21 protein-coding genes are annotated in these 22,697 nt (G+C 67.7%); 14 read left to right on the forward strand and 7 right to left on the reverse strand.

Translation table 11 applies throughout. From position 1 onward, the window contains the following. Positions 1-133: 133 nt before the first annotated feature. The 7 genes from GSQ95_RS04315 to GSQ95_RS04345 all read left to right on the forward strand — a co-directional run bounded on the left by GSQ95_RS04315 (position 134) and on the right by GSQ95_RS04345 (position 8,138). The gene (locus tag GSQ95_RS04315; protein ID WP_158891063.1) at positions 134-1,867 is read left to right on the forward strand and encodes an AMP-binding protein; all 1,734 of its coding nucleotides are present in this window, start codon (positions 134-136) and stop codon (positions 1,865-1,867) included. Then, the gene (locus GSQ95_RS04320; RefSeq protein ID WP_158891065.1) at positions 1,864-3,378 is read left to right on the forward strand and encodes a CoA-acylating methylmalonate-semialdehyde dehydrogenase; all 1,515 of its coding nucleotides are present in this window, start codon (positions 1,864-1,866) and stop codon (positions 3,376-3,378) included. The genes GSQ95_RS04315 and GSQ95_RS04320 overlap by 4 nt, the downstream gene beginning before the upstream one ends. Positions 3,379-3,391: 13 nt before the next feature. Beyond that, complete coding sequence (gene mmsB / locus GSQ95_RS04325; RefSeq protein ID WP_158891067.1) at positions 3,392-4,288, forward strand: 3-hydroxyisobutyrate dehydrogenase; 897 nt, start codon at positions 3,392-3,394, stop codon at positions 4,286-4,288. After that, positions 4,285-5,337 carry an enoyl-CoA hydratase/isomerase family protein gene (locus tag GSQ95_RS04330; protein WP_158891069.1) on the forward strand — a complete coding sequence of 351 codons (1,053 nt, stop codon included), beginning with the start codon at positions 4,285-4,287 and terminating at the stop codon, positions 5,335-5,337. Before mmsB ends, GSQ95_RS04330 begins: the two co-directional genes overlap by 4 nt. Before the next feature lie 11 nt (positions 5,338-5,348). Beyond that, complete coding sequence (locus GSQ95_RS04335; RefSeq protein WP_158891071.1) at positions 5,349-6,500, forward strand: acyl-CoA dehydrogenase family protein; 1,152 nt, start codon at positions 5,349-5,351, stop codon at positions 6,498-6,500. Between the two features lie 138 nt (positions 6,501-6,638). After that, positions 6,639-7,439: a universal stress protein gene (locus GSQ95_RS04340; RefSeq protein ID WP_158891073.1), complete on the forward strand. Its 801-nt coding sequence runs from the start codon at positions 6,639-6,641 to the stop codon at positions 7,437-7,439. A 147-nt stretch (positions 7,440-7,586) separates the two neighbouring features. Beyond that, complete coding sequence (locus GSQ95_RS04345; protein ID WP_158891074.1) at positions 7,587-8,138, forward strand: ATP-dependent Clp protease proteolytic subunit; 552 nt, start codon at positions 7,587-7,589, stop codon at positions 8,136-8,138. A gap of 62 nt (positions 8,139-8,200) precedes the next feature. Here GSQ95_RS04345 and GSQ95_RS04350 read toward each other — a convergent pair whose 3' ends face one another. Then, complete coding sequence (locus GSQ95_RS04350) at positions 8,201-9,970, reverse strand: glycoside hydrolase family 5 protein (protein WP_158891076.1); 1,770 nt, start codon at positions 9,968-9,970, stop codon at positions 8,201-8,203. Positions 9,971-10,368: 398 nt separating this feature from the next. On the opposite strand from GSQ95_RS04350, the gene GSQ95_RS04355 reads away from it, so the two are divergent. Both GSQ95_RS04355 and GSQ95_RS04360 read left to right on the forward strand, forming a co-directional pair. After that, entirely contained in the window at positions 10,369-10,776 is a 408-nt protein-coding gene (locus GSQ95_RS04355) for a response regulator (protein WP_158891078.1), read from the forward strand. Positions 10,777-10,841: 65 nt separating this feature from the next. Then, positions 10,842-11,054 carry a hypothetical protein gene (locus GSQ95_RS04360; protein ID WP_158891080.1) on the forward strand — a complete coding sequence of 71 codons (213 nt, stop codon included), beginning with the start codon at positions 10,842-10,844 and terminating at the stop codon, positions 11,052-11,054. Between the two features lie 15 nt (positions 11,055-11,069). Here the strand turns inward: GSQ95_RS04360 and GSQ95_RS04365 are convergent, their stop codons facing one another. Continuing rightward, positions 11,070-11,531 (reverse strand): Lrp/AsnC family transcriptional regulator, encoded by a 462-nt coding sequence (locus tag GSQ95_RS04365; protein WP_027597697.1) that lies wholly within the window; start codon positions 11,529-11,531, stop codon positions 11,070-11,072. A 223-nt stretch (positions 11,532-11,754) separates the two neighbouring features. Between GSQ95_RS04365 and GSQ95_RS04370 the strand changes: the two genes are divergently transcribed. The 5 genes from GSQ95_RS04370 to GSQ95_RS04390 are packed head-to-tail and all read left to right on the forward strand — an operon-like array spanning position 11,755 to position 17,739. Continuing rightward, positions 11,755-12,987: a thiamine pyrophosphate-dependent enzyme gene (locus GSQ95_RS04370; RefSeq protein ID WP_158891082.1), complete on the forward strand. Its 1,233-nt coding sequence runs from the start codon at positions 11,755-11,757 to the stop codon at positions 12,985-12,987. 4 nt (positions 12,988-12,991) lie between these two features. After that, positions 12,992-14,050, forward strand: coding sequence for an alpha-ketoacid dehydrogenase subunit beta (locus GSQ95_RS04375; protein ID WP_158891084.1), 1,059 nt, complete (start codon positions 12,992-12,994; stop codon positions 14,048-14,050). Between the two features lies 1 nt (position 14,051). After that, positions 14,052-15,338, forward strand: coding sequence for a dihydrolipoamide acetyltransferase family protein (locus tag GSQ95_RS04380; RefSeq protein ID WP_158891086.1), 1,287 nt, complete (start codon positions 14,052-14,054; stop codon positions 15,336-15,338). 2 nt (positions 15,339-15,340) lie between these two features. After that, entirely contained in the window at positions 15,341-16,723 is a 1,383-nt protein-coding gene (gene lpdA, locus GSQ95_RS04385; RefSeq protein WP_158891088.1) for a dihydrolipoyl dehydrogenase, read from the forward strand. Next, on the forward strand, positions 16,720-17,739 hold the full coding sequence (locus GSQ95_RS04390; RefSeq protein ID WP_158891090.1) for an AraC family transcriptional regulator: 1,020 nt from the start codon (positions 16,720-16,722) through the stop codon (positions 17,737-17,739). The genes lpdA and GSQ95_RS04390 overlap by 4 nt, the downstream gene beginning before the upstream one ends. On the opposite strand, the gene GSQ95_RS04395 is transcribed toward GSQ95_RS04390, so the two are convergent. The 5 genes from GSQ95_RS04395 to GSQ95_RS04415 all read right to left on the reverse strand — a co-directional run bounded on the left by GSQ95_RS04395 (position 17,736) and on the right by GSQ95_RS04415 (position 22,693). Then, complete coding sequence (locus tag GSQ95_RS04395) at positions 17,736-18,137, reverse strand: ester cyclase (protein ID WP_158891092.1); 402 nt, start codon at positions 18,135-18,137, stop codon at positions 17,736-17,738. The genes GSQ95_RS04390 and GSQ95_RS04395 overlap by 4 nt on opposite strands. A 61-nt stretch (positions 18,138-18,198) precedes the next feature. After that, entirely contained in the window at positions 18,199-19,452 is a 1,254-nt protein-coding gene (locus tag GSQ95_RS04400; RefSeq protein WP_158891094.1) for an amidohydrolase family protein, read from the reverse strand. Beyond that, a complete protein-coding gene (locus GSQ95_RS04405; RefSeq protein ID WP_158891096.1) occupies positions 19,449-20,756 on the reverse strand; it encodes an MFS transporter in 1,308 nt (435 codons plus the stop codon). Before GSQ95_RS04405 ends, GSQ95_RS04400 begins: the two co-directional genes overlap by 4 nt. Positions 20,757-20,939: 183 nt before the next feature. Beyond that, positions 20,940-21,842 (reverse strand): LysR substrate-binding domain-containing protein, encoded by a 903-nt coding sequence (locus tag GSQ95_RS04410; RefSeq protein ID WP_158891098.1) that lies wholly within the window; start codon positions 21,840-21,842, stop codon positions 20,940-20,942. 65 nt (positions 21,843-21,907) lie between these two features. Beyond that, on the reverse strand, positions 21,908-22,693 hold the full coding sequence (locus GSQ95_RS04415; protein ID WP_158891100.1) for an enoyl-CoA hydratase: 786 nt from the start codon (positions 22,691-22,693) through the stop codon (positions 21,908-21,910). Positions 22,694-22,697: the final 4 nt, after the last annotated feature.

Consider the following 22,697-nt stretch of genomic DNA (forward strand, 5'->3'; position numbering starts at 1 on the left):
GGTGACGGCGCGAATCTCTGCCAGCCAACAACAATAAAGAGCAGACCCCCATGACCCACCCGCACGCCCCATCCCGGCGCCAGGCCGGACGCTGCCCTTCCTTCCCGCCCCTGCAGGCCGCGGGGTATCGCCCATGACCGCCGGCGACGCCTTCCGTGAGGCGCGCGACTTCCTACTGCGCCATCGCACCGACTACGCCACGGCCGTCCGCGATTTCCGCTGGCCGGAGCTGGAACACTTCAACTGGGCGCTGGACCATTTCGATCGCCTGGCCGAGGAGCATGCCGGTCCGGCGCTGTGGCGGCTGGATGCCGAGGGCCGGGAGGAGCGCTATAGCTTCGCCGAGCTGCGCCAGGCGTCGAATCGCACCGCCAATTTCCTGCGCGCCCAGGGTGTGCGTCGCGGCGAACGCATCCTGGTGATGCTGGGCAACGAGGTGGCGCTATGGGAAACGCTGCTCGGCGCCTTCAAGCTGGGCGCCGTGGTGGTGCCCGCCACCACCCTGCTCAGCGATGCCGATCTGCAGGATCGCGTGCAGCGCGGGCGGATCGCCCACCTGGTGGTGGGCAGCGCCCATACCGAGCGATGCGCGAGTCTGGATGCGGGCCTCACCCGCATCTGCGTCGGGGCGTCGGTGGCCGGCTGGCAGCCCTATGCGCCGGACGCCTGTGCCAGCGACTTCCTGCCGGACGGCCCGACCCTCGCCACGGATCCGCTACTGCTCTATTTCACCTCGGGGACCACCTCACGGCCCAAGCTGGTCCTGCACAGCCACAGCAGCTATCCGGTCGGGCACCTGTCCACCCTCTACTGGATCGGTCTGCAACCCGGCGATGTGCACCTCAACATCTCCTCCCCCGGCTGGGCCAAGCACGCCTGGAGTTGTGTCTTCGCGCCCTGGAACGCCGGCGCCTGCGTGTTCATCCATGACGTGCCGCGCTTCAAGCCCCAGGCGCTGCTGGAGGTGCTGGCGCGCTATCCGGTCACCAGCCTCTGCGCGCCGCCCACGGTGTGGCGGATGCTGATCCAGGAGGACCTCACCGCCTATCGCGATCGACTCGACCTGCGCGAGCTGGTCGGTGCGGGCGAGCCGCTCAATCCCGAGATCATCGACAGCCTGCAGGCGGCCTGGGGGCTGACCCTGAGAGACGGCTTTGGCCAGTCGGAAACCACTGCCCTGGTGGGCAACACTCCCGGACAGGCGCTCAAGCCGGGCTCCATGGGGCGCCCGCTGCCCGGGTGCCACATCGCGCTGCTGGATGCCGATGGCCGGCCGGGCGACGACGGCGAGGTGGCCCTGGCCCTGCAACCGCGGCCGGCCGGGCTGATGCTGGGCTACGAAGACAGTCCGGAAAAGACCGCCGAGGTGATGCGCGACGGGCACTACCGCACCGGCGATACCGCGGTGCGCGACGCCGAGGGCTACATCACCTTCGTTGGCCGCGCCGATGACGTCTTCAAGTCGGCGGACTACCGCATCAGCCCCTTCGAACTGGAGAGCGCCCTGATCGAGCATCCGGCGGTGATGGAGGTGGCGGTGGTACCGAGCCCCGATCCCCTGCGCCTCAATGTACCCAAGGCCTTCGTCATCCTCGCCGCCGACCACGCGCCTTCGCCCGCGCTCGCGCAGGAGCTGCTCGGTTTCGCCCGTGGCTGCCTGTCGCCCTACAAGCGGGTGCGGCGCCTGCAATTCGTCAGCGAACTGCCCAAGACCCTGTCCGGCAAGATCCGCCGCATCGAATTGCGCCTTGGCGAGGCCCAGCGCCGCGCCAGCGGCACCCCCGCTGTCCACGACTACGCCGAAGAAGACTTCGCCGCTCAACCTGCCCCGGCCACCCCGGCCACCGCTCAGGAATCCCTGTCATGACCCAGACCGCCATCAAAGACGTGCCGCTGCTGATCGACGGCCAATTCGTCACCTCCACCAGCCGCGAAGGCCGCGAGGTGATCAATCCGGCGACCCAGGAGGTGCTGGCGCGGGTGCCCTTCGCCACCGCCGAGGAGGTGCAGCGCGCCGTGGCCAGTGCCAAGGCGGCCTTCGCTACCTGGCGCAAGACGCCCATCGGCGCCCGGGCGCGCATCTTCCTGCGCTACCAGCAGCTGATCCGCGAGCACATGAGCGAATTGGCCGCCCTGCTCACCGCCGAACAGGGCAAGACCCTGGCCGACGCCGAGGGCGATGTCTTCCGTGGCCTGGAGGTGGTGGAGCACGCCGCGGCCATCGGCAACCTGCAGCTGGGCGAGCTGGCCAACAACGTCGCCAGCGGAGTGGACACCTATACCCTGCTGCAACCCCTGGGCGTCTGCACCGGCATCACCCCCTTCAACTTCCCGGCGATGATTCCGCTGTGGATGTTTCCCATGGCCATCGCCTGCGGCAACACCTTCGTCCTCAAGCCTTCGGAGCAGGATCCGCTGGTGACCATGCGCCTGGCCGAGCTGGCGCTGGAAGCCGGGGTGCCGCCCGGGGTGCTCAACGTGGTCCATGGCGGACCGGCGGTGGTGGACGCCCTCTGCGATCACCCGGACATCAAGGCGCTGTCCTTTGTCGGCTCGACCCGTGTCGGCACCCACGTCTATCGCCGCGCCAGCGAAGCCGGCAAGCGCGTGCAGTGCATGATGGGCGCCAAGAACCATGCGGTGGTGATGCCCGACGCGCCCCGCGAGCAGACCCTGGCCAATCTGGTGGGCGCCGCCTTCGGGGCGGCGGGTCAGCGCTGCATGGCGGTCTCGGTGGTGGTGCTGGTGGGCGAGGCCAACAGCTGGGTGCCGGACCTGGTGGCCAAGGCGCGCAGCCTCAAGGTGGGTGCGGGTCACGAGCACGGCACCGACGTCGGCCCGCTGATCTCCTGCCAGGCCCTGGACCGGGTCAGCGGCCTGATCGAGCGCGGGCTGAGCGAAGGCGCGACCCTGGAGCTGGACGGCCGCAACATCCAGGTCGAGCGCTACGAGAAGGGCAACTTCGTCGGTCCGACGCTGTTTTCCGGGGTGACCACCGACATGACCCTGTACCGCGAAGAACTGTTCGGACCGGTGCTCTGCGTGATGCACGCCGCCACCCTCGACGAGGCCATCGCCCTGATCAACGCCAACCCCAACGGCAACGGCGTTGCCCTCTTCACTCGCTCCGGCGCCGCGGCGCGGCGCTTCCAGGAAGACATCGACGTCGGCCAGGTCGGCATCAACGTGCCCATCCCGGTACCGGTGCCGCTGTTCTCCTTCAGCGGTTCGCGCGCTTCCAAGCTGGGTGACCTGGGGCCCTACGGCAAGCAGGCGGTGCTCTTCTATACCCAGACCAAGACCATCACCACGCGCTGGCCCGACGAGCAGGACGTCGGCGGCGCCGGGGTCGTCAACACCACCATCACCCTCAAGTAAGGGAGACGCCAGCATGCATCTGGGATTTCTGGGACTGGGCAACATGGGCGCCCCCATGGCCCGCAACCTGCTCAAGGCCGGCCATCAGCTGACCGTCTTCGACCTCTCCGCCGCCGCGCTGGACGCGCTGCGCGCCGAAGGGGCCGAGGTTGCCGCCTCGCCTACCGCCGTGGCGGAAAGTGGCGCGGAAGTGATCATCACCATGCTGCCCGCGGCCGCCCATGTGAAGACGGTCTATCTCGGTGACGACGGGCTGATCGCCCGGGCCCGCCCGGGCACCCTGCTGATCGATTCCTCCACCATCGATCCGCTCAGCGCCCGGGCGGTGGCCAGCGCCGCCGCCGAGCGCGGCCTGGAAGTGCTGGACGCCCCGGTCTCCGGCGGCACCGGCGGCGCCGCGGCCGGCACCCTGACCTTCATGGTCGGCGGCAGCGAGGCGGGCTTCCAGCGCGCCCAACCGCTGCTGGCCGCCATGGGCCGCAACCTGGTGCACTGCGGCGCCAGCGGCAACGGCCAGGTGGCCAAGGTCGCCAACAACCTGCTGCTGGGCATCTCCATGATCGGGGTGGCCGAGGCCATGGCCCTGGGTACCCGCCTGGGCATGGACGCCAAGACCCTGGCCGGGGTGATCAATACCAGCAGCGGGCGCTGCTGGAGTTCGGAGGTCAACAATCCCTATCCGGACGTGCTGCCCCAGGCGCCGGCCGCGCGCGGCTACCAGGGCGGCTTCGCCGCCGAGCTCATGCTCAAGGACCTGGGCCTGGCCACCGAGGCGGCGCGTGCCGTGCGCCAGCCGGTGATCCTTGGAGCGGTCGCGCAGCAGCTCTATCAGAGATTCAGCCGCGCGGGTGGCGGCGGTCTGGATTTCTCGGCCATCATCCAGGACTACCTGGACGAGGACGGTGCATGAGCGACGCCAAGGTGCTGTTGGAAAGACGCGGTGGGGTCGGCTATCTGACCCTTGATCGCCCGACCGGGCTCAATGCCCTGGATCTGCAGATGGTGCGCGCCCTGCACGGGGCGCTGCGCGACTGGGAGCAGGACCCGGCCGTGCGGGTGATCGTGCTGCGCGGCAACGGACCCAAGGCCTTCTGCGCCGGCGGCGATGTCCGGGCACTTTACGACAGCTACCAGCGTGGCGACGACCTGCACCTGAGCTTCTTCACCGAGGAATACGCCCTCGACCTGGCACTGCACCGCTATCCCAAGCCGATCCTGGCGCTGGCCCATGGGCTGGTGCTGGGCGGCGGCATGGGCCTGGTGCAGGCGGCGCGGCTGCGGATCGTCAGCGAGCGCACCCGGATGGCCATGCCGGAAACCGCCATCGGCTATTTCCCCGACGTCGGCGCGAGTCATTTCCTGCCACGCCTGCCCGACCAGTTGGGCCTCTACCTGGGCCTGACCGGAGTACAGATCGGCCCGGCCGACGCCCTGGCCGCCGGCCTGGCCGATGTCTTCATTCCGGAGGCGGCCAACGCCGACCTGCTGCAACGGCTGGAGGCGGCCACCGCCCAGGACCCGACCGATCTGGCCGCGCTGCTGCAGGCGTTCGCCGCGGCGCCGGCCGAAGCCGCGCGCCTGACCGAGCTGCACCCGGCCATCGCCGAGCACTTCGCGGCGGCCACCGTCGAGGAGCTGCGCGCCGGCCTGCAGGCGGAACAGCGCCCCGCCTATCGCGACTGGGCGCAGGAAACCCTCGCTACCCTGGATGCCCGTTCACCGCTGGCGGTCGCCACCGCCCTGGAGCTGTTGCGCCAGGGCGGCGGGCTGTCCCTGGAGCAGTGCTTCGCCCTGGAGTTGCACCTGGATCGGCGCTGGTTCGAGAAAGGCGAGATCATCGAAGGGGTGCGCGCCATGCTGGTGGACAAGGACCGCACGCCGCACTGGAATCCGGCCCGCTGGCAGGATCTGGACCCCCGTCGCGTCGCGGCCTTTTTCTCCGATTTTCGCCATTCCTGAGGGAGGCTCCCATGCACGACATCGAACTCACCGAAGAACAACGCATGATCCGCGACCTGGCGCGCGACTTCGCCCGCCGCGAGGTCGCGCCCCACGCCCGCGCCTGGGAAAAGGCCGAGTGGATCGACGACGCCGTGGTCGCCCAGCTGGGTGAGCTGGGCCTGCTGGGCATGGTGGTGCCCGAGCAATGGGGCGGCACCTACCTGGATTACGTCGCCTATGCCCTGGCCGTGGAAGAGATCTCCGCCGGCGACGGCAGCCTTGGCGCCCTGATGAGCATCCACAGTTCGGTAGGCTGCGGCCCGCTGCTGCGCTACGGCAGCCCCGCGCAGCAGGATCACTGGTTGCCCGACCTGGCTGCCGGCAAGGTCATCGGCTGCTTCTGCCTGACCGAACCCCAGGCCGGCTCCGAGGCGCACAATCTGCGCACCCGCGCGGTACTCGACGGCGACAGCTGGGTGCTCAATGGCAGCAAGCAATTCGTCAGCAACGGGCGCCGCGCCGGCCTGGCCATCGTCTTCGCGGTGACCGATCCGGAACTGGGCAAGAAGGGCCTGTCGGCCTTTCTGGTACCCACCGACACCCCCGGCTTTCGCGTCGAGCGCACCGAACACAAGATGGGCCTGCGCGCCTCCGACACCTGCGCGGTCACCCTGGACGACTGCCGCATCCCCGCGGCCAACCTGCTGGGCGAACGCGGCAAGGGCCTGGCCATCGCCCTCTCCAATCTGGAGGGCGGGCGCATCGGCATCGCTGCCCAGGCCCTGGGCATCGCCCGCGCGGCCTTCGAGGGGGCGCTGGGCTATGCCCGCGAGCGCATCCAGTTCGACAAGGCCATCATCCAGCACCAGAGCATCGCCAACATGCTGGCCGACATGCATACGCGCCTGAACGCCGCGCGACTGCTGATCCTGCACGCCGCGCGGCTGCGCACGGCGGGCCAGCCGTGCCTGAGCGAAGCCTCCCAGGCCAAGCTGTTCGCCACCGAGACGGGCGAATGGGTGTGCTCCAAGGCCATCCAGATCCATGGCGGCTATGGCTACCTGGAGGACTATCCGGTGGAGCAGTACTACCGCGACATCCGCATCACCCAGATCTACGAAGGCTCCAGTGAAATCCAGCGCCTGCTGATCACCCGGGAACTCGATCGCTACGAAATGTGAGGGCGTACGGGATGACGGCCGTGACCTGTCCAGCAAAAGCCGAAGATGACACCCAGGTGTCATCTGGACAGTGCCGGGCGGGTGCTACGCTCCGGACAGGGATCGTGTCTGGTCCCGGTCTTGCCAAGGAATACCGTTATGGCCTCCCTGCTCGCCTGCATCGATGGATCCCCCCACGCCGAAAGCGTCTGCGACCACACCGCCTGGTTGTCGCGACGGCTGGATGCGCCCGTCACCCTGCTGCATGTGCAGGAGTCGGCCAGTAGCGGCAAGAAGGTCGCCAACGGTACCCCGGTCTACCTGGACGATGACGTCGGCGCCGGCATGGCCAAGGCGCTGCTGCTCAATGCCCGCCAGCGCCTCCTCCAGCAGGGCCTGACCTCGGCACCGCAGATCCTGCGCCGCCCCGAGGGGCTGGTGGATACCCTCAAGACCCTCGAAGGGGATACCCGCCTGCTGGTGATCGGCAAGCGCGGCGAGCGCTCCGGAGACAGTGGCATCGGCAGCCAGCTGGAGGCCGTGGTGCGCGCCGTGCACCGGCCGATCCTGATCTGCTCGGGCCCCTTCAAGCCCCCGCGCCAGTTCACCATCGCCTATGACGGTCGGGAAGCCACCCACCAGGGCATTCTGGCCCTGGCGCGCAGTCCGCTGCTGACCGGCATGAGCGGCACCCTGCTGCGGGTCGGCGAAGACGATCCGATCCTGCGCAAGCGCCTGGAAGACCTGGCGCTGCTGCTGCGCAGCGCCGGGTGCCGGGTCGACACCACCGTCGCCCATGGCGACGTTGAGCGCATCGTCCCCCGCCACCTCGACGAACGCCGGGCCGACCTGCTGATCATGGGTGCCTATAGCCACTCCTCGGTCTGGCGCTTTCTGCGCGGCAGTCGCACCACCCAGCTGCTGCACAAGACCGAAGTGCCGATGCTGCTGCTGCGCTGATCCTGGTTGCGCCAAGGCACAGTCCATCCGTCCGGGACGCGCTTCGTCGGCCAGCCGACCTCCACGCTCAAGCCCGTCCGAAAGCCGCCGAAGCAACTCTCATAGAGCCCGCCCTCCGCCGGGCTCCCCGGCGCGTTGGTAGGCCCCATGAGCACCCATGTCATCCATTTCACCGGTCCCATCAATTCCACCAGTTGCGGCCAGCTGATCGCCCACTGCTCCCAGGCGGTCCAGCAGGATGCCTCGCGGATTCTGCTGAAGATCGCCACCATGGGCGGCGACTGCAGCTACGGCTTCACGATGTACAACCTCCTGCTGTCCCTACCGCTGCCCGTGCACACCCACAACCTGGGTACCGTCGAATCCATGGGCAACATCCTGTTCCTGGCCGGCGAACACCGCACCGCCAGTCGCCACAGCAAATTCCTCTATCATTCCTTCTACTGGAATCTGAACAACTCGGTGGACCATGCGCGCATGGCCGAATACGCCATGTGCCTAGACTACGACCTGGACCTCTACGCCGGCATCGTCGCCGAGCGTACGGCCGGTGCCGCCGAAGCCCTGGACATCTACAGCTGCCTCAAGGCCAACGCCCGGCTGCTGAGTCCGGAAGCGGCCCTGACCACCGGGGTGATCCATGCGGTGGACGAGTGCCGAGTGCAGCCGGACGAGGTCACCACCTTCATCCACCTTTAAGCGGGCAATAAAAAACCCGGTGGCCCACGGCCACCGGGTTTTTTATTGCCCGCTGCTGGAGATCAGCGGCTGAAGGACACCAGGGTGTTGGGGTAGCCGACGCTGGCATCCAGGCGGCTGGCGTCGAAGAACACCCCCAGGTTGCTGGCGCCCTCCTGCACATAGCTGATCTTGAGGATCTGCCCATTGACGAGGCGTACCGAGCCACCCAGCTTGAAGGCCGAGCGATTGGCCGCGGTGGCCGGGATGGAAATGGCGGCGCCGCGACGGTAGACACCGCGATTCCAGTCGGAATTGGTGAAGTCGTTGATGGCGCTGCTGACGCTGGCGGCGCTGGTCACGCCGGTGGGCGACACGGTCACGGTCTTGGGATAGCCCACGGCGTTGCCGTTGAACGGCGTGCCCTCGGTGAAGACGCCCAGGCTGTTGCCGACCTGCACCCCGGAAATCCGCCGCACCTGGCCATCCGCGGTGGTGAGATAGGCACCGGCCTTGAAGGCGGCGCGATTCACCGCGGTACCGGGGACCGAAATAGCGGCCTTCTTGAGGAACACCCCCTTGTGCCAGTCCGGGTTGGTGAAGTCGTTGATCACCGAGGTCACGGTACCGGCGGTCGCACCGGTGCTCGGCGGAATCTGGACCCCGGCATTGCTACCGCTGTTGCCTGCGTTGCCTGCGTTGCCGGTGCTGCTGCCGCTGCCGGAATTGCCCACCGTGCCAGCGCTGCCGCCTGCCGAGCCGCTGTTGCCGGTACCGCCGGTAACCGGCGTGGTGCTGCCACTGACGACCGGACCGATGGCGGTGCAGCTGCTGTCATCCAGGTACTTGCGCAGGGTCGGCCACTGCGGCCGCTCCTGGCCATTAATCGGCTCCACCGACATGAAGTAGCTGCCCCAGCCGGGACCGGCGGCCCAGTAGGAGGCCGGGATGCAGTTCTGCTTGAGGTAGGCGAGCATGTTGTCCATCAGCAGATTCCAGCGCGGATTGTTGTCCGGGACACCGAATTCACCGATGTAGCCGCGCTTGTTGTTCTTCTTCAGCCAGTCGACGAAGGGCTTGACCCGGGTCACGCCATAGTTGGCGTCGAGCTTGTTGACGTCGGTCTTGTCGTAGCTGCCGCCGGCGTTCTCGTCGAAGTAGGAATGCGCCGAGAAGATGATGTTGTTGGCCGGATCCTTCAGCCCCAGCAGGGCGTCGTTGAATTCGGCCCAGCGGGTGGCGCTCGACCAGCCGTTGCCTTCGACGATGACCGGGCGGGTGCTGTCCACCGCGCGCACGCCATTGATGCCGTACTGGGCCGCGGTCGGCCAGTAGGCCATGGCATCGTGGGGCTCGTTCATGATGTCGTAGGCGTACAGCGAGGACTGGCCGCTCCACTGCCGCGCGATGAGGGTCATGATCTCCTGATAGCGGGCATAGGGTACGCCGCTGGTGCCGATCACCTGGCCGCGATAGCGGGCGTAGTTGTGCAGGTCGAGAATGATCTTGATGCCGTGCTTCTGCGCATAACCGAAGGTCTGGTTCACCAGGGCCACGTAGGCACTGTCCAGCGGGCCGCCCAGACGCGGCTGTAGGCGCTCCCAGATGATGGGGAAACGGATCAGCTTGACGCCCCGCGCGCTCCACTGCTGGAAGTAGGCCTCCACCGGGAAGATGTAGTTGGTGCCATTGATGCCGGGCAGCACCTGGGGCGCGAAGCCCGCACCCGACAGATTCAGACCGACCAGGCTGACAGGCTCGGCCTGGGCAACGCCAGCGGACAGCGCGAGAACGGTAGCGGCCGCGGCGAGCGGACGACGAAGGGCGGTAGCGAAGGAGCGGATAGGCGTCATGGTCGGATACTGCTTAGGGAGGCGTGGCGTCGATATCCTTTGTGTACGAGCAAAGCCTGGGTTTAGGTAAGGCCACGGGGACGTGACAAAAAAAGTACCCTGCTTCCTGCAGTTGCCTTACCCAATACAAGTCATATGCCAGGTAGCTGGAACCTTTCACTCGACCGGCAGTCCGCCTGCTTCACCGACACGCTGAAAGCCCTGTCGCAGAGCTGTTGCGGGAAACGTAACCAAATGTACGCGGCATAGGGTCGCAGCGTTGGAAAGCTGCACCTGACAAAACAATCGCGGCTTAGAGACAGAAATCTGGCGCCAGATTCATTGACATTCAAACTGGGGAATTTTCCCGGTTCGGCGCCATCCAAGGCTCAGCAACGTCTTGTATATAAGGTCCAGTCATGCGCGCAGAACAGCCGGGAACCCCTGTCTTCCGACCCACTCTCCTGGTGGTGGACGACGAGCCACTGGTCGCGGATTTCGTCCGCGAGATCCTCGAACCCGAAGGCTTCAACATCATCGCCGCTGACTCCGCCGACACCGCGTTGACGCTGTTGGAAAAGGAAGACGCCAACATCGACCTGCTGCTCACGGATATCCGTATGCCGGGCTCGATGGATGGGGCGCAGCTGGCCAACATGGTCTGCCAGCGCTGGCCAGACATGCCGATTATTGTCATGTCCGGCTACGAAACGCCGTCCACCGCGAGCATCAAGTGCCAGGTGCGCTTCTTGCCCAAGCCCTGGTCGATCGGTCAGCTGATCGATGCAGTGAACGGCGTCGCCTATTCGGTTACACCCAGCGCCTGAAGGTTAGGGAACCCCGGCGATGTGAATAGTGTCACATCGCCATCTCCACCTTGCGGACGCCACCCATGCTCGCCCTCACCCATGCCTTCGCTGCGCAACTGCCCAACATCGACTGCCTGTTCGGTCCCCTGACGCCGGATGGCGGGCTGCCGGTACAGTGTGGTCGCGCGTCCGGCGATCGCCGCCTGACCCTGATGCTGGATATCGCCCGCCTGAGGGACAGCGCCTATTGTGCCGCCCAGGCGCAGCAGGTCCGCAGCTCGCTCGGCATCCGCTAAGGGCTTCTCCTGCGCTCAGAGCGGTGGCGCCGGCCTGAGTAGTACCGCCTTGAGCGAAAAGGCCGAGGTCACACTGGCCACCCCGGGAATGCAGGTCAGGGTCTCAGCGAGAAAGTGCTGGTAGGCTGCGAGATCCTGCACCACCACCCGCAGCACATAGTCGGCATCCCCGGTCATCTGGAAACAGCTCATCACCTGGGGTGCCTTGACGATCTCCCGTTCGAAGGCGCGCAGGTAGTCGGTGGACTGCTTTTCCAGGCGCACCGAGACGAAGACACTGACACTGCCGGCCAGCCGGGTCTCGTCGAGTTGGGCGTGATACCCCTGGATGTAGCGCTCCTCCTCCAGTCGCTTGACCCGCCGTAGCGTCGGGGTCAGCGACAGCCCGATCTTCTGCGCCAGATCGCGCCAGCTGAGACGGCCATCGGCGGACAGGGCATTGAGGATGCGCAGGTCGATACGATCCAGACCAGCCATGGTGCAAAACCTCTACCGTTGTTCTTGTACTGAGTTCAATAGCACCAAAAGCCCGAGCTGCCCACCCCGAAATTGCGGCAAAACGGCTAGCGGAGCCGGCCTATACTCAGGTGACCAATAACAAGAATGCCGAGGCCTCCACCATGTGGCACCCTGCATCGCATCCGGACGGTCAACCCGTCCTGCGACCCGCCCGCACCCTCATCCAGCTGGAGGGGCGGCCATGAGCGACTACCCTCCCCTGCGCCTGCACGTCCCCGAGCCCAGTGGCCGACCGGGACGCCCCACGGATTTCAGCTATCTGCAACTCTGCCCCGCCGGCCGTGCGGAAAGGCCGCCGGTGGACGTGGCACCGGTGGATACCCGGGAACTGGCCACCCAGCTGATCCGCATCCTCGACGAAGAGGGGCGCGCCGTCGGCCCCTGGGCCAGCGAAGAAGCGCCCGAACTGCTGCTGCGGAGCCTCAGGGCCATGCTCAAGACGCGACTGTTCGATGCGCGGATGCTCAAGGCCCAGCGGCAGAAGAAGCTGTCCTTCTATATGCAATGCCTCGGCGAGGAAGCCATCGCCGTCGGCCAGACCCTGGCCTTGCGCCCGGACGACATGCATTTCCCCACCTATCGCCAGCAGGGCATCCTCATCGCCCGCGAGGCGCCGCTGGACGAGATGATCTGCCAGCTGCTGTCCAATGCCCGGGATCCGCTCAAGGGTCGCCAACTGCCGGTGATGTACTCCTACCGCGACCTCGGCTTCTTTTCCATCTCCGGCAACCTGGGCACCCAGTACATCCAGGCGGTGGGCTGGGCCATGGCTTCGGCGATCAAGGGCGATACCCGCATCGCCGCCGGCTGGATCGGCGACGGCGCCACCGCCGAAGGCGACTTCCATGCCGCCCTCACCTTCGCCCACGTCTACCGGGCGCCGGTGATCCTCAACATCGTCAACAACCAGTGGGCCATCTCCACCTTCCAGGCCATCGCCGGCGGCGAGGGCCTCACCCTGGCCACCCGTGGCCTCGGCTATGGCATCGCCGCCCTGCGGGTGGATGGCAACGACTTCCTCGCCGTGCTGGCCGCCTCGCGCTGGGCCGCCGAACGCGCCCGGCGCAACCTGGGGCCGACCCTGATCGAATGGGTGACCTACCGCGCCGGTCCCCACTCCACCTCGGACGATCCGTCCAAGTACCGTCCCGCCGATGACTGGACGCACTTCCCCCTGGGCGATCCCATCGACCTGCTCAAGGCGCACCTGATCGGTCGCGGGCTCTGGTCGGACGAACAGCACCAGGCGCTGACCGCCGAGCTGGAAGCCGAGGTGGCGACCGCGCAGAAGGCCGCCGAAGCCCACGGCACCTTTGCCAGCGATCTCGCCCCCAGCGCCGCGGACATGTTCGAGGAGGTCTACCAGGACCTGCCGCCGCACCTGCGCCGCCAACGCCAACAGCTCGGGAAGTGACGCCATGACCATACAACAGGAAACCGACCTGCCGACCCAGGCCGGCAGCCGCAGTACCCTGACCATGATCCAGGCCATCCGCTCGGCGATGGATGTGATGCTCGAACGTGACGACAACGTGGTGGTGTTCGGCGAGGACGTCGGCTACTTCGGCGGCGTCTTTCGCTGCACCGAGGGCCTGCAGGCCAAATATGGCGCCTCGCGGGTGTTCGATGCGCCCATCTCGGAGAACGGCATCGCCGGCGCCGCGGTGGGCATGGGCGCCTACGGCCTGCGCCCGGTGGCGGAGATCCAGTTCGCCGACTATGTCTACCCGGCCATCGACCAGATCGTCTCCGAGGCGGCGCGCCTGCGCTATCGCTCGGTCGGCCAGTTCACCTCGCCGCTGGTGTTCCGCATGCCCTGTGGCGGCGGCATCTATGGCGGCCAGACCCACAGCCAGAGTCCCGAGGCCATGTTCACCCAGGTATGCGGCCTGCGCACGGTGATGCCCTCCAATCCCTACGACGCCAAGGGCCTGCTGATCGCCTCCATCGAGAGCGACGACCCGGTGATCTTTCTCGAACCCAAGCGCCTCTACAACGGCCCCTTCGACGGCCATCATGATCGTCCGGTAACGCCCTGGTCGGGCCACCCGGCCAGCGCCGTGCCGGACGGCTATTACCGCGTGGAGCTGGAACGGGCCGCCGTGGTCCGTCCCGGCAAGCAGGTCACGGTGCTGACCTATGGCACCACCGTCTGGGTCGCCCTGGCGGCCGCTGCCGAGACCGGCATCGATGCCGAGGTGATCGACATCCGCAGCCTCTGGCCGCTGGACCTGCAGACCCTCACCGATTCGGTGAACAAGACCGGCCGCTGCGTGGTGGTTCACGAAGCCACCCGTACCTGCGGCTATGGCGCCGAGCTGGTGTCCCTCATGCAGGAGCACTGCTTCCATCGCCTGGAGGCGCCCATCGAGCGCGTGACCGGCTGGGACACCCCCTATCCGCATGCCCAGGAATGGGACTACTTCCCGGGTCCGTCCCGGGTCGGCGCCGCGCTCAAGCGCGTCATGGAGGTCTGAGATGGGTACCCATGTCATCAAGATGCCCGACATCGGCGAAGGCATCGCCGAGGTGGAACTGGTCAAGTGGTACGTGGCGGTAGGGGATGAAGTCGGTGAAGACCAGACCCTGGCCGACGTCATGACCGACAAGGCCATGGTGGAGATCCCTTCCCCGGTGGTGGGCCGGGTGGTCGCCCTGGGCGGCGAGCCCGGCCAGGTGCTGGCGGTGGGCGCCGAGCTGATCCGCCTGGAGGTGGCCGGTGACGGCAATCTGCGCGAAGCCAGTCGCCCCGTGCCGCTGGAAGCCGCGCCGGCGCCGCTACCCAAGGCGGAAGCGCCCAAGCCCGAGGCGGCCCCTGCTCCGCGACGCGCGGACCCGGAGCTCCCGCGCGACGACGAGCGACCGGCTTCCCGTCCGGCCCCCGGCAGTCCGCCGCTGGCGTCTCCCGCGGTGCGCCAGCACGCCTGGGACCTGGGCATCGAATTGCGCTTCGTCACCGGCAGCGGTCAGGGCGGGCGCATCCTGCATGGCGATCTGGAAGCCTATGTGCAGCAACGCGACGCCGGACTGCCACCGGCCACCGGCGGCGGTGGCCTGGCGAAACGCAGTGGCGAGGAGCGCATCCCGCTGATCGGCCTGAGACGCAAGATCGCCGAGAAGATGCAGGCCGCCAAGCGGCATATCCCCCACTTCACCTATGTGGAAGAGGTGGATGTCACCGAGCTGGAAGCCTTGCGCGCCACCCTCAACCAGCGCTGGCAGGGGCGTCGTGCCCATCTCACCCTGCTGCCCTTCCTGGCGCGCGCCCTGGTAGTGGCGGTGCGGGACTTTCCGCAGATGAATGCGCGCTTCGACGAAGACAGCAGCACCGTGACCCGCTACGGCGCCGTGCACCTGGGCATCGCCACCCAGGGCGAACAGGGTCTCGCGGTGCCGGTGGTGCGCCATGCCGAGACCCTGGATCTCTGGGGCTGCGCCCAGGAGGTGGCCCGGCTGGCCACCGCGGTGCGTGGCGGCAAGGCCGGTCGCGACGAACTGTCCGGCTCGACCCTGACCATCAGCAGCCTCGGTCCGCTGGGAGGCATCGCCTCCACGCCCATCATCAACCATCCCGAGGTGGCCATCATCGGCGTCAATCGCATCGTCGAGCGCCCGGCCTTCCGCAACGGCCTGGTGGTGCCACGCAAGCTGATGAATCTCTCCGCCTCCTTCGACCACCGGCTGATCGATGGCCAGGACGCCGCCAGCTTCATCCAGGCAGTGCGCCAGCTGCTCGAACAACCCGCCACCCTCTTCCTGGAGTAGCCATGGACACCCGACTTCTCATCATCGGCGGCGGCCCCGGCGGTTATGTCGCCGCCCTGCGCGCCGCCCAGCTGGGCATCGCCACCACCCTGGTGGAGGGCGCCGCTTTCGGCGGTACCTGCCTCAACGTCGGCTGCATTCCCTCCAAGGCGATGATCCATGTCGCCGAGGAATACCATCGCGCCAGCGGTCGCGCTGAGCAGGGCAGTCTGGGCATCCGCCACGGCCGCCCGGAGCTGGATCTTGGCCAGGCCGTGGCCTGGAAGAACGGCATCGTCGATCGTCTCACCACCGGCGTCGCCGCCCTGCTCAAGAAGCAGGGCGTGACGGTAGTCGAGGGCTGGGCCGAAATCCTCGACGGCAAGACCGTCGAGGTGCAGCGCGTCGGCGGCGAGCGGCTGCGCATCCGCACCGAGCACCTGGTGCTGGCGATGGGCTCCACCTCGGTGGAATTGCCCAGCCTGCCCTTCGGTGGTCCGGTGATATCGGCCACCGAGGCCTTATCACCCACGGAAATTCCCGAACACCTGGTGGTGGTGGGCGCCGGCTATATCGGCCTGGAACTGGGCATCGCCTATCGCAAGCTGGGCGCCCGGGTCGCGGTGGTGGAAGCCCAGTCGCGTCTGCTGCCCGGCTACGACGCCGAACTCACGGCGCCGCTGCGGCAGCGGTTGGAACGCCTGGGCATCGAGCTGCACCTGGGCTGTACCGTCGCCGGTCTGGCCGCGGACGGCGCGGGCCTGCGGATGACCCGTGGCGACGGCAAGGAAGAGGTTCTGCCGGCCCAGCGAATCCTGGTCGCCGCCGGCCGCCGCCCCCGCACCGCAGGCCTGGAGCGCCTGCCGCTGGACTACGACGGTCGCTACATCCGCGTCGACGACGGCTGTCGTACCAGCATGACCGACGTCTGGGCCATCGGTGATCTCACCGGCGAACCCCTGCTGGCCCACCGCGCCATGGCCCAGGGCGAGGTGGTGGCCGAGCTGATCGCCGGCAAGCGGCGGCGTTTCGCCCCGGTGGCCATCCCGGCGGTCTGCTACACCGATCCGGAAATCGTGGTGGTCGGCCTCACCCCCGAGCAGGCCAAGGCCCAGGGGCTGGAGACCAAGGTCGCCAGCTTTCCCTTCGCCGCCAATGGCCGTGCCCTCACCCTGGAGGCGCCGGAAGGCTTCGTGCGGGTGGTGGCCCGCGCGGACGACCACCGTATCCTCGGCTGGCAGGCCACCGGGCAGCAGGTGGCGGAACTGGCCACGGCCTTTTCCCACAGCCTGGAAATGGGCATGCAGCTGGAAGACGTCGCCGCCACCCTGCACCCCCACCCCACCCTGGGCGAAGCGGTGCAGGAAGCGGCGCTGCGGGCCCTGGGCCGGGCCCTGCACCTGTGACCGGCCGGCCGCGCGACAGCCTGGCGCGGGGCATCCTCGACGAGGCCCTGGCTGGGCTGTGCCGGCGCAGTGGTCTGGCGCCGGACGCCCTGCTCGCCGCCGAAGGCGTCCAACTAGCCGACCTGCTGCTTGGCCACGAGCGCCTCTCGGCGCCGCTGTTCGGCCAGCTGTGGTATCGCCTGGCGCGGCGTTTCGATGATGAATTCTTCGCCCTCGGTCCGCGACCGCTGCCGGCGGGCAGCTTCGCCTTTCTCTGCCAGAGTACCCGCCTGCAACCGACCCTGGGCGATGCCCTGCGGCAGAGCGTCGACTTCCTGCGGCTGACCCTTGGCGTCGACCTGCGCCTGCAGCGCAATGGCGAGCAGGTGACCCTGCGGCTGGCCCCGGGCAGTCTGCCGGGCAGCTTCGCCGTCTTCACCCTCTGGCTGATCCTGCACGGCCTGGCCTGCTGGCTGGTGGGCCGTCGCTTATCGCTGGAGGACATCCGCCAGACTGCCGCGGAGCCGCCCGCGGAGCTGCTGGCCGACTATCGGCAGCGCTTCGGCTCCAGGCTGAGCTTCGCCCGCGACGAAGACTGCCTGGTGCTGGACGCTGCCGTGCTGGGCCTGCCGATCCGCCGTACTGCCGCGGACGCGCGGCGCTTCATCGCCGCCGCGCCGGGCAATCTGCTGGTGCATTATCGCGACGACGCCGGCCTGGTCGCCCACATCCGCACCCTGTTGCGTACTGGCGCACCAGAGGACTGGCCGGACGCCGTCAGCCTGGCCGAGGCCCTGGGCCTGGCGCCCGCCACCCTGAGGCGCCAGCTGGCGGCGAGCGGCCAGACCTACCAGGGCCTCAAGGACGAACGCCGGTGCCGCCTGGCCTGTCGCCAGCTGGACCAGGGCGCCCTGCCCCTGGACGAGCTGGCCCTGCGCCTGGGTTTCGCCGATCCCCGCTCCTTCCAGCGCGCCTTTCGCAAGTGGACGGGCCTCAGTCCCCTGGGCTATCGCCAGCGCCAGACCCGGGCAGGTTAGCCGTCGGCCAACTGGGCGGCGATGGCGGCGGTATCGATCACCGAGCGCACCTCGCGGATGCGTCCGTTCTCGAAGCGATAGAAGACGTGCTCGCTGAAGCGTACGCGCCGTCCGTTCACCGCCAGTCCGAACAGCTCGCCGCGCGGCGTGCAGTCGAAATCCAGCTGCGCGGCCAGCCAGGGCGTCTCCACCACCAGCAGATGCGCAGTGAAGTACAGATCGGGAATGGCGGCATGGTCGCCTTCCAGCATGGCCTGGTAGCCAGCCAGCCCCAACGGGAGGCCGTTGTGCTCGACGGCGTCGTCGACATAACGGCCCAGCTCCGTCCAGGCCTGGCGGTTGAGGCAGTCGAGGTAGGCCTGGTAATGGCTGCCGAGTTCGGTTGCGGCGAGGGACATGACGAGTTCTCCATGGGCGTTGACTGCTACAGGGGACCGCGCCAGGCCGGCAAGGCTCCCCTCACCCGAGGCGATTCTTCACCAGACGGCCACCTTGCAGGATGACGTCGAGTCTTTCGCCCTGCCCCACCAGACAGGAGATATCAGCCAGCGGATCGCCATCCACGACCAGCAGATCGGCCAGGGCTCCGGTCGCGATACAACCCAGTTCGCCCTCGCGTTCAAGGATGCGCGCCGCGACACTGGTGGCGCTGCGCAAGGCCTCCAGATTGCCCAGCACCTCGGCGCGGATGCGCAGTTCCTGGGTCTGGTATTCGTGCATCTCGCCCAGCAGGTCGGAGCCGTAGCCCATGGGCACGCCCGCCTCGGCGAAGAATTCCAGGGCGCGACGGCCCGCCAGACGGACATCTTCGATCTTGGCCACGGAATCCGCCGGCAGCCCATAGCGGGCACCGTGCTCGGCGAGCATCTCGTAGGTCACCTGGGTGGGCACGGCGAAGGCGCCCCGCTCGCGCATCAGCTGCGCCGTCTCCCGGTCGACCAGATTGCCGTGTTCGATGGTGCGTACCCCGCACGCCACGGCGCGGCGAATGGCGCGGGCGGTATAGGCATGGGCCATCACATAGGTGTTGGCCGCCTCGGCCTCCTCGACGATGGCGCGGATCTCGGCTTCGCTGTACTGGGTATTGGCGATGGGATCAGTAGGTGAGGAAACACCGCCAGAGGCCATGATCTTGATCTGGCTGGCGCCCTGCTGCAGTTCTTCGCGCACCGCCTTGCGCACGTTGTCCACTCCGTCCACCACCCGGGCGATGGCACCGGCGCGGAAGCAGCAACTGCAGGGCTCGGTCAGCAGCAGCTCCCCGCGCGCGCGCATGTCCCCGTGGCCGCCGGTCTGCGACAGCGCCTTGCCGGAGGCGAAGATCCGCGGGCCCGGCACCAGCCCCAGGGCGATGGAGCGCGCCAGCGCCCAGTCCGCGCCGCCGGCATCGCGGACGGTGGTGAAGCCGCGTTTGAGCATGCCTTCGAGGATTGGTAGCGCGCGGTACATGATGATGGCGTTGGGCTGCAGGGCGTTGAAACCCAGGTTGGCACTGGACGCCAGCACATGCACATGGCAATCGATGAGGCCCGGCATCAGGGTGCGGCCGCCCAGGTCGATGACGGTGACACCTGCCGACGGCGCAGTGCTCTGATCGCGTACGGCGGTAATGCGCTCACCGTCCACCAAGACTTCTTTACCGCTGATCAGGGTGCCGGTGGTGAGATCGAGCAGCTTGCCGTTGCGCAGTAGTAGAGAGGTGTTTTGAGTCATGCGGATTCTCCCGAGGGTTGGCCGCTGGCGGCGTCGCGAAACAGCGCGGCGCCCCCGGCACTGATGGCCGCGGCGAACATGATGTAGAAGGCCGGCGCCAGCGGGCTGCCGGTAGCAGCGATCAGCCAGGTCACGGTAAAGGTGGCGAAGCCGCCGAACAGCGTCACCGCGAAGTTGTAGGCCACCGAGAGCCCGGTCGAGAGTACCCGGGTCGGCAACAATTCGCCGAAGGCCGCCAGCAGGCCGCCCAGATACCCGGAGATCAGCAGCCCCAGCACGGCCTGGAACACCAGCAGGGAAGCCAGACCCGGCCAGCGATTGAGCATCCAGAACAGCGGCCAGGCGGCGCAGAAGATGGCCACGGCCGACCCCAGCAGCCAGGGGCGCTTGCCATGGCGATCCGCCAGACGGCCTACCAGGGGCGTCGCCACCAGCAGTACCAGGCCACCGAGCATGCCGGCGGTGAAGCCCAGACCACTGGGCAGGCCCAGCACCCGCGTCGCATAGGACGGCAGGTAGAACAGCACGGCATAGGTGCACACCGTCCAGAGCACGACCATGGAAAAGCTGGTCGCCGTCTGCCGCGGGTAGACGCGCAGGACCTCACGCAAGGGCGATTGGGCCCGCTCGACGGTGGCATAGGCCGGCGTCTCGTCGATGCGGCTGCGGATATAGAACCCGATGGGGCCGATCAGCGAGCCGAACAGGAACGGCAGCCGCCAGCCCCAGCTCTCCAGTTGCGCCGGCGTCAACAGCGCCGACATCAGGGCGCCGAAGCCTGCCCCCAGCGCCACTGCCACGCCGATGCTGGCCTGGATCCAGCTGGAGTAATAGGCCTTCTGGCCAGCGGGTGCGTGCTCGGTGAGAAAGGCGGTGGCGCTGCCCATTTCGCCGCCGGCGGAAAAGCCCTGCAGCAGCTGGGCGAAGACGATGAGCGCGGGGGCGAACAGGCCGAGCTGGGCATAGCCCGGGGTGACCGCGATGATCAGGGTGCCGGCGGCCATCAGCAGGATGGTCAGGGACAGCGCCGCCTTGCGGCCACGGCGATCGGAGTAGATACCGAGCAGAATGCCCCCGACCGGGCGCATGAAGAAGCCGACGCCAAAGGTGGCGAGGGCCAGCAGATAGGAGGTCAGCTCATTGGCGCTCGGAAAGAACACCTTGGCGATGATCACGGAGAAGAAGCTGTAGACGGTGAAGTCGAACCACTCCAGACCGTTGCCGATCACGGTGGCGACCACCGCCTTGTTGGCCTGGCGGCGCTGGACGGCGGAAGACTGCGGAAAGGTCGTAGCGCTCTGCATTGTTGGCTCCCTGAATGCAAGTCGAGCAGGAAACTCGGGGGTCCCTGCACCGGCGACGGCAGTTTCGATAAAGGAAACAGGACGAGGATCTCCGCCCTCTGCCGCCGAGCTTAAGGGGCTACCCGGGACGCCAGAAAACGCTGATTGCAGGGGTTTGCCTGCGCCTGACGCATGCAAGAAGCATCAGTCCGACGCGCTCAGGCTTTCGTTCAGCCAGGTCTCGAAACGGCGCGCCGCCAGGCCCGGCTGACGATCGCCCGGCCACAGCAGGTAGTAACCCCCCTGCCCCTGCACGCATTCGCTACAGGCTGCCACCAGCGCACCCGAGCGCAGGTGGGTATCGATCATGGGGCGCCAACCCAGGACGATGCCGTGGCCGACAATCGCCAGATCGACCAGGATGGGGTACTGACTCACGGTGAGCCGCTGACGGATCCGTGGGGAGGAATAGCCCAGCCGCGTGAACCATTCCGCCCAGGACAGCCAGCGCCGCTGCCCGTCCTCGATCATCAGCAGGCGCTGGTCGAGCAGCTCCGGGGGCGACAGCTGACGCCCGCCCAGGTAGTCCGGCGCACAATAGGCGCCTACCCACTCGGGAAACAGCTGGCGGCCAGCCAACCCCGGGGGCGGCGGTTCACGCAGGAAATAGAGCGCCAGGTCGAATTCAGGCTTGAGCAGGGTGTCGAGGTTGTCCAGCACCCGCAGGCGTACGTCGATGCCGGGAAAGGCACTGGCGAAGCGGCCGATCAGCGGGCCCAGCCAGAGCGCGGCCACGCCCGAGGAGCAGGCCAGCACCAGTTGCTGCTCGCCGCTGATATCCATGACGTCCGCGGTGGTTTCCGCGAGCCCCGCGAGCAACTGCTGAACCCGCTCGGCATAGCGCTGCCCGGAGACGGTCAGGTGCAGCCGCTTGTGCTCTCGACGAAACAGCGCGCGACCGAGAAAGGCCTCCAGCTGCGCCACCTGACGGCTGATGGCGCTCTGCGTGAGGTTGAGCTCCTGCGCCGCCCGGGTAAAGCTGCCGAGCCTGACCGTTGCCTCGAAGGCAATCAGATTGGTCAGGGGTGGCAAGGGCTCGATACGCATCCGGAGGCTCTGCGACGCTGGGCGGAAACGGCCAGTCTAGCGCCTCTGACGAGCGCCGGGTGCGCTCAGCGATGCTCGAACTTCGCCGGCCGTTTCTCGACGAAGGCTGCCATGCCTTCCTTCTGGTCGGCGCTGGCGAACAGCGAATGGAAGACCCGGCGCTCGAAGCGGATGCCCTCGGCCAGGCTGGTCTCGAAGGCGCGATTGACACTCTCCTTGAGCAGCAGGGTCGCCGGCAGGGAGCGACTGGCGATGCCGCGGGCGGCCTCCAGGGTGCGCTCCAGCAACTCGTCGGCGGGAAACACCTGGGCGACCAGCCCGGCACGCTCGGCTTCGGCGGCGTGCAGCTGCCGCCCGGTCAGGCACAGTTCCATGGCCTTGGCCTTGCCCAGGGCGCGGGTCAGCCGCTGGGTACCGCCGATGCCCGGGATGACCCCCAGGGTGATCTCCGGCAGGCCGAAGCGCGCGGTGTCGGCGGCATAGATGAAGTCGCACAGCAGCGCCAGTTCGCAACCACCGCCCAGGGCATAGCCGGCAACGGCGGCGATCAGCGGTTTGCGCCGCTCGGCGATGCGATCGGCGACGCGGAAGTAGTCGTCCAGGTAGATCTGCGGATAGCCCTGCCCGGCCATTTCCTTGATGTCGGCGCCCGCGGCGAAGGCCTTGGCCGAGCCGGTGAGCACCACGCAACCGACCTCGGGATCGGCGTCCAGGCGCGCCAGCATGGCATCCAGTTCGTGGAGCAGCTGGGCATTGAGGGCGTTGAGCGCCTTGGGTCTATTGAGGGTGATGAGGGCGACGCGCGCCTCGATCTCCAGCAGCAGGGTCGATTCGGTAGAGGCTTCGCTCATGGTC

This window comes from Pseudomonas sp. BAV 4579 (genome assembly GCF_009765395.1).
Taxonomy (GTDB): Bacteria; Pseudomonadota; Gammaproteobacteria; order Pseudomonadales; family Pseudomonadaceae; genus Chryseomonas; species Chryseomonas aestiva.